Origin of the sequence: uncultured Leptotrichia sp. (assembly GCF_938036635.1) — a bacterium.
Taxonomy (GTDB): domain Bacteria; phylum Fusobacteriota; class Fusobacteriia; order Fusobacteriales; family Leptotrichiaceae; genus Leptotrichia; species Leptotrichia hongkongensis.
This window is the reverse complement of record NZ_CALHQO010000051.1, coordinates 1-7,360: the sequence shown is the minus strand read 5'-3', so window position 1 is coordinate 7,360 and position 7,360 is coordinate 1. Positions and strand designations below refer to the sequence as shown.

General features: G+C 29.8%; 7 protein-coding genes. All 7 read right to left on the bottom strand.

The features are described 5' to 3' along the window. Positions 1-8: 8 nt before the first annotated feature. From metA to Q0370_RS00890, 7 genes are read right to left on the bottom strand one after another with little or no spacing between them, the layout of a single operon-like run. A complete protein-coding gene (metA, locus tag Q0370_RS00920; protein ID WP_299570828.1) occupies positions 9-947 on the bottom strand; it encodes a homoserine O-succinyltransferase in 939 nt (312 codons plus the stop codon). Positions 948-991: 44 nt separating this feature from the next. Next, entirely contained in the window at positions 992-2,119 is a 1,128-nt protein-coding gene (gene dnaN / locus Q0370_RS00915; RefSeq protein ID WP_299570826.1) for a DNA polymerase III subunit beta, read from the bottom strand. 15 nt (positions 2,120-2,134) lie between these two features. Next, positions 2,135-2,956 (bottom strand): RNA polymerase sigma factor RpoD/SigA, encoded by an 822-nt coding sequence (locus Q0370_RS00910; protein WP_299570822.1) that lies wholly within the window; start codon positions 2,954-2,956, stop codon positions 2,135-2,137. Between the two features lie 33 nt (positions 2,957-2,989). Then, positions 2,990-4,012, bottom strand: a complete 1,023-nt coding sequence (locus tag Q0370_RS00905; protein ID WP_299570820.1) for an NAD(P)H-dependent glycerol-3-phosphate dehydrogenase — start codon at positions 4,010-4,012, stop codon at positions 2,990-2,992. Between the two features lie 17 nt (positions 4,013-4,029). Next, entirely contained in the window at positions 4,030-4,653 is a 624-nt protein-coding gene (gene plsY / locus Q0370_RS00900) for a glycerol-3-phosphate 1-O-acyltransferase PlsY (protein WP_299570817.1), read from the bottom strand. A 31-nt stretch (positions 4,654-4,684) separates the two neighbouring features. Beyond that, the gene (locus tag Q0370_RS00895; RefSeq protein WP_299570815.1) at positions 4,685-6,136 is read right to left on the bottom strand and encodes an MATE family efflux transporter; all 1,452 of its coding nucleotides are present in this window, start codon (positions 6,134-6,136) and stop codon (positions 4,685-4,687) included. A gap of 20 nt (positions 6,137-6,156) precedes the next feature. Beyond that, positions 6,157-7,263, bottom strand: a complete 1,107-nt coding sequence (locus Q0370_RS00890) for a lipid-A-disaccharide synthase (RefSeq protein WP_299570831.1) — start codon at positions 7,261-7,263, stop codon at positions 6,157-6,159. Between the last annotated feature and the right edge of the window lie 97 nt (positions 7,264-7,360).

Sequence of the window (7,360 nt, the reverse complement as noted above, 5' to 3'; positions counted from 1 at the left end):
ATTTTTTATTAAATCTGTGAGTCAGATGTATTTCTCAGTGTTGTAAGATCATAAGGTGTTCCCTGATAAACGTGATGATTTATCCAATTAGAAAACAATAAATTTGCATGAGCCCGCCATACAAAAACTGGTTTTTTACTTACATCATTATCTGGATAATAATTAAATGGTATTTTTATATCTTTTCCTAATTTTATATCTCTTTCATACTCTTTTGCAAGTGTCATTCTATCATATTCTAGATGTCCCATAATAAAAATGTTTCGCTTATCTCTACTACAGACAATACTAATCCCAGCTTCTTTAGAATATGCAATAATTTCCAATTCATCAACTTTTTTTATATCTTCTGCACGAACTTCAGTATGTCTTGACTGTGGCATATTAAACACTTCATCAAATCCACGCAGCAACATTGTATGACGAATATCAATTTTCAAAGGGTAAATCCCAAAAAGTTTTTCTTTTAATGGATATTTCTTTATTCCATAATGATAATAAAGAGCTGCCTGTGCTCCCCAACAGATACACATTGTTGAATATACATGTGTCTTGCTCCATTCCATCACTTCTGCCAATTCGTTCCAATAAATAACTTCTTCAAAAGATAAATTTTCTACTGGTGCTCCTGTTATAATCAATCCATCAAAATAATCATTCTTTATATCCTTAAAAGTTTTATAAAAATTTGACATATGTTCCTTTGATACATTCTTTGAAACATAAGAGGCCATTTTTAAGAATGTAACTTCCATTTGTAAAGGGGTATTACTAAGTAATCTTAGTAATTGTGTTTCTGTTTCTATTTTTGTAGGCATTAAATTTATTATTATAAATTTTAAAGGACGAATATCTTGCGACAATGCTCTATTTTCATCCATTACAAAGATGTTCTCCTTTGCTAAAATATCTACAGCCGGCAAGTTATTTGGTATTTTTATAGGCATTGCATATTCTCCTTTCGTCAAAATTTATTTTGCTTGTATCATTTTTAACTTTCTCTAAGTGCCAGCGGCATTGTGAAATACAGCGACTTATCATTATCTTCATCTTTTACAATTACTGAACTTTTATTATTTAACAGTTCCAGCACAGTTACTTTCCCTTCAATTGTGGAAATATAATCAAGTAAAAATCTTACATTTAATGAAATCTTTAAATCTCCACCTTCCTGAATTGTTACAATTTCTTCTTTTATCTGTGCATTTTCACTTGTTCCAGTAAGCAATAGCTTATTATTGGAAAAATTAAATATTCCACCATTTTTGGCTTCTTTATTATCTCTAACGAATATAGCCGTTCTTCTTAGCACCGATAAAAAATCCTTTGTATTTAGTAATATTTTTTTATTATGTTGTGAGTTATTTAAAATTGATTTGTAATCTGGAAATTGTAAATCAATTGTACGCGTCAATATTTCTACATTTGAAAATTGGAAAAATACTTTTGAACCATCTGATTTCACTATAATATTTTCCTCATCAATAAGTTTCATAATTTTTATTAGTCCATCTATTGTTTTTAATGGAATACTTAAACTAAGGTTTTCCTTCCCTTTCTGAGCATCATCCAAATTTTCCTCAATATATGTTAATCTGTATGTATCAGATGAGATGAGTTTTAACTTGTCTTCCTCTATTTCCATTCTAATACAGTTTACAGCTAGATTTTCTGGGTTTGGAGAAGCCGAAATTTTTACATTTTCAATATCATTTAATAACTTTTCTTTTTCAAAGACATATTCAACTCCATTTTCCAGTTTTGACTGAACTGGGAAATTTTCTGAATCATATAAAGAAAATTCAGTGTTTGTTGAACTTGCTTTAATTACTAATTTTCCGTTTTCTTCAATCAATGTAATTTTTTCATCAGAAATTTGTTTCAAAAATTCTTCAATTAATTTGTGTTTTATAACAATTTTTCCTTCTTCTTCAATTTGAGCTTCTATTTCAGTATTTATAGATAACTCTAAATCTGTTCCACGTAAAATTGCCTTTCCTTCGTGTGTTTCAATATAAATTCCAGAAAGGACTTCTCTTATTTTATTTTCAGTTACTGCATTTTCAACTATAGTTATAGCTTTTAATAATGATTTTCTATCTACAATTATATGTAACATACTCTTAACTCTCCTTTACAGTATATCCTTATATTCTTCCAAATGTTCTTTCAATTTTGTTATAGCCTTTTTTTCTATTTGTCTAACTCTTTCACGAGTAATTCCCATTTGTTCTCCAATTTCCTTTAATGTATGAATCTTGTTGTCATACAGCCCATAACGATATTCAAGAATCATTCTTTCACGCTTATTCAAAACTTTTTCAAGTAAATCTTTCATTTCGATAAGCTGATCCTCTTTTATTATTTTATCCTCAACATCATCATTTTTCCCAATGATATCTTCCAAATAAATGTTATCACCTATTGTTTCATTTAATGACATTATATCCTGAAATTCACCTAAAAGCAAGATAACCTTACTTTCCTTCAAATCAACTTCCTTCGCAATATATTCTGTCGATGGAGCTTCACCATGAATAGCAGTATAATCTTTTATGACTTTATTTACTTTTGACAATTGCTCGTACTTATAAGACGGTATTCTTATATCACGTCCTATATTAATGATAGCCTTTTTTATCGACTGTTTTATCCACCATACTGCATATGTGCTAAACCTATGACCTTTTTCATAGTCAAACTTATTTATAGCCTTTATTAGTCCAATATTACCTTCACTAATTAAATCAATCAGAGGAAGTCCATTTCCAAGAGATTTTTTAGCTGTACTTATTACCAGTCTTAAATTTGATAAAATTAGTAATTGCCTTGCCTGTTCGTCATTATCTTCCCTAATTCGTTTTAACAGTTCGTATTCTTCCTCCTTTGAGAGTAAATCAAATTTTTGAATATCACTTAAATATAACGACATTAAGTTTAAGTTGTTATCTTCCATTACCTCACTCCAGTTTTATTTTATATATATTTCTTAATTTAAAAATTCTGACTTCAAGTCTCTGCTCATAAATGTAGATTCCAGTTCTGAAACTGGCTTTCCACCATAAATTACTTCATAAAGTGCTGTAAAAATAGGTGCTTTCAAGTCATTTTCCTTTATAATTTTATAAAGAGCCTTTATTGTTTCTGCACCTTCTGACACCATATTCATGTGAGAAACTATATCTTCAATTTTTTCACCTTGTCCCAGCTTTTCCCCCACAAATCTATTTCTACTGTGTTTACTCGTACAAGTTACAATAATATCTCCAAGCCCTGATAATCCCATAAATGTTTTAGGATTGGCATTGTAATATTTTGCAATTTCAAACATTTCATTAATTCCTCGAGTTATAAGAGCAGCCTTTGTATTATCTCCATAACCCATTCCATCAGCAATTCCTGCCGCAATTGCAAGACAATTCTTTAATGCTCCGGCAAGTTCAGCTCCCATCAGGTCTGTTCCTGTATAAACTCTGAAATAAAGATTACTAAATGTAGTTTGTACCGTTTTGGCTGCTTCTTCATTTTCAGATACAGAAAGTATGGCAGATGGCAATTTTTGAGCCACTTCTTCAGCGTGTGTCGGTCCTGCCAGCAGAACATAATTATACGGCTTGTTTCCAAGCTCTTCAGCCACTATTTCAGAAATTCTCTTTTTAGTAGCAATTTCTAGCCCTTTTGCAACATTTACCAATATTATATTATAATTTAAAAAATTTTTCAATCTTTTTAAAATGTTTCTTAAAAATTGCGTAGGAGTTGCTAATAAAAGAATGTCAATTTTTCCATATTTTTCAGAATTTTCAAGAACATCTGCATAATCATCCACAACATTAAGACTGTCTGGTAATTTTATATTGGGTAAAAATTTTGGATTTTCCTTTGTATCACGAATTACTTTTCTCACTTCTTCATTATGCTCCCATAAATAGACTTTATGTCCATTTTCTACTAATAATTTTGAAAGACAAGTCCCCCAGCTTCCACCACCAATAACTAATATATTTTTCATTATTATCCCTTCCTTTCCTACTTCTTATTTTTTAGGCTAAATTTAGATTCTGTACCCATTCTTAATCTCTCGATATTACTTCTATGTTTCACTACAATTAAGATTGCTATCAAAATTCCTAAAATAACATATATCATTTCCTGATACAAAAAATATATAAAAATTGGAAGTGATATAGCCGCTAAAATAGAAGATAATGAAACATATTTTGAAATTGCAAAAACCACAAAAAATACAATTGCAGCAAACAATATCGCTTTTGGCACTAAAATCAGAAATACTCCAAGTGTCGTTGCAACAGCCTTCCCACCTTTAAAATTCATAAAAATAGAAAAAACATGACCTAAAATTGCACAGATTCCAACTAGCACATAATCAAAATTTGAAATTTTAGTCAAATTTTCAAAAAAATCAACTTTTAATAAGATTGCTATCAATGTTGGAACTAATCCTTTAGAAACATCTAAAATTAATGTCAAAATACCTAATTTCGCTCCCAAAACACGTGCAGCATTTGTTGAACCAGTATTCCTGCTCCCATGCTCACGAATATCTATCCCTTTAAACACTTTTCCTATCCAAAGTGCATTTGGCACACTTCCTAAAATATATGCCAGTGCCATTAATAAAATAGTAATCATTTTTTATCCCTCTTTATTTCAATAAATTTTATTATTTATCGCTATTTACATCTTCATCTGTTTCCTTATATTCCAGTAGATGATTTTGATTTTCTATCATTTTGTCAAAAAACTTTTTCTCCTTATACAAGAAAATTAACAATATCAAGAAAAATAGCAAATCAGTAAATGGCTGCGCAAGCCATACACCGTCTAACTTCCAAATATTCGAAAAAGTTATGACAACTAACAGAAATATAACAACTTGTCTTAATAAATTTAATATAACTGAATATTTTGAACGTCCCGTTGCTTGAAAATAATTTGGCACAGTTATTCCAAAAGATGAAATTATTACAAGTGAAAAATATATTCTAATAGCTTTAACTCCCTCTCTCAAAGCTTCAGGCGTACTTTTTTCATTAAAGAATAAAATTAACTCTTTAGGCAGAAGCATTACAATTGTCCAAAAGATGAAAGATAATACAACTCCTGCATTTATAGCTGTCATTAATGATTTTTTCACTCTTGTAAAATTTTGGGCACCATAATTAAATCCAATTATTGGCTGAACAGCCTGCGAAACTGAATAAACACTCATCGTCATAATTGGTAAATATGAATTTATAATTGTCATAACTGCTACACCGTAAGTCCCGCCATAAGTGTCTACAATTTTATTTGTTACAAGTCCTACTCCTGAACTTGCAGCTTGTAACAAAAATGGTGACATTCCTATTGAAAAAATATCCTTTACTATTTTTGAATCTAATTTCATTTTTGAAAATTTTATTGTAATAATACTTTCTTCTTCCAGCTTAAATCCAAACATATCAATTTTAAACGGTAATTTCCCGGCAATCAGAAACCAAAGTACAAATATCGCAGATAGTACATTTCCAATCAATGTTGCATAAGCAGTTCCTTCGATTCCAGTATGCATAATCATTACAGCCACATAATCCAAAGCAATATTTACAACTGCACCAATAAGCATTGAAAACATCGCAACTCGTGGTGCTCCAGCCGCATTTAACACATTTGTCAATCCAAATGAATAAAACAAAGGCAAGATTGCTAGTAATATTATTTCCAGATAAGCCCTTGCATATGGCAATGTCTCATTATTAGCACCTGAATATCGTAAAACTGTGTTAATATTCAATATTAAAAGTACATACAGCGAAAGTCCTAAAATAGTAAATAAGGTTACTGCATTTCCCAATATTTTCTTAGCTTCTCCCTTTTTCCCCTGTCCAAGCCGAATTGAAATGATAGTTCCAGCTCCAACTCCTATGAACATTGAAAAGGCAATAATCAGCATAACAATATAAAAAGCAATTCCCGCACCAGCAAGTGCTTTCTCACTAATCTTTCCAACAAAGAACCTGTCAACAATATTATACAAAACAACTGCCGCAGATCCAATAAGTGTTGGTATGAAATATTTTACAAATAATTTCAAAATAGAACCTTTTAACAGTTCTTCACGTTTTTTTTCCATATTTTTTCCTTTTTGTAAAGTTAATCTCTATTTTCTAACAAATAATCAGCAATTTTTTCCAAAACTCCAAAATTACCTAGTTTTTCTCTTTCTTTTTTTAATTCCAAAACAACATTTTCTTTATTTTTTTCCATAATTTCCATTTCTTCAAGCAGCTTTTCCACCGAAAAATCTTCCTGCAGCAGTTCTTTAAAAATTTCTTTATTTGCATTTAGATTAGTAAGCGTTATATATTTTATTTTGACTATCTTCCTTGCAATAAAAGCATTGATTTTAGATGTTTTGTAAACTACTATCACAGGCAGTCCCATAAGCGATATCTCAAAAGTTACTGTTCCCGAAGTCGCTATTGCGTATTTACAATCTTTACGAATGTTTTTTATTTCATCAAAAGTTATTTCCAAATTTAGAATTTTATGAACATCAATTTTGTATTTTTTCTCAAAATCATGTATATATTTTATATGATCCCTGCTTGCCAACTTCATCAAAAATTTCTCATTTTTAACTTTTTCATTTCTAACCAGTTCCATAATTACTGGTAAAAATTTCTCAATTTCCTGTCGTCTGCTTCCTGGAAGAAGCAATATTTTTTCTCCCAGCTTATCAGAAAATTCATATTTGTCAACAAATGGGTTTCCAAAATACTCTACTTTGAGTCCTTTTAATTCATTCTTTTTCAAAGTATTGTCATAATATGCCTTTTCAAAAGGAAAAATTACAATAACATCATCAAATTTCTTTAATTTCTCAATCCTTTTTTTCCCCCAAGCCCATACTTTAGGCGGAATATAATAAACCATTCTCAAATTCTGCAGTTCTTTTTCTAAAATTTTCTTTTTCAATAACTCAAAAAATTTCAGGTTAAATCCTCCAAAATCAACAAAAATAACAGTTTCTATTCCATTTTCCTTGATAAATTCTAAATATTCATGGGCTTTTTCCGTAAAATAGCTATATTTTTTCAAAGCTTCTACAAAACCCATAACATCATTATTTTTAATATGATTTACTGGCTTAACTCCAGCCTTTATTGATTTATCTCCAACCACACCAAAAAACTCAACATTTTTATCTTTTTTTCGCATTTCTTCAACAATGTATGAAGCATGTAAATCTCCAGACATTTCACCGCAGGAAATAAAGATTTTTTTATTTTTTTGAGGTTTTACTATTGATAAACCATTGTTTTTTCCTTTTAATATGTCATTTTTATTATTATTT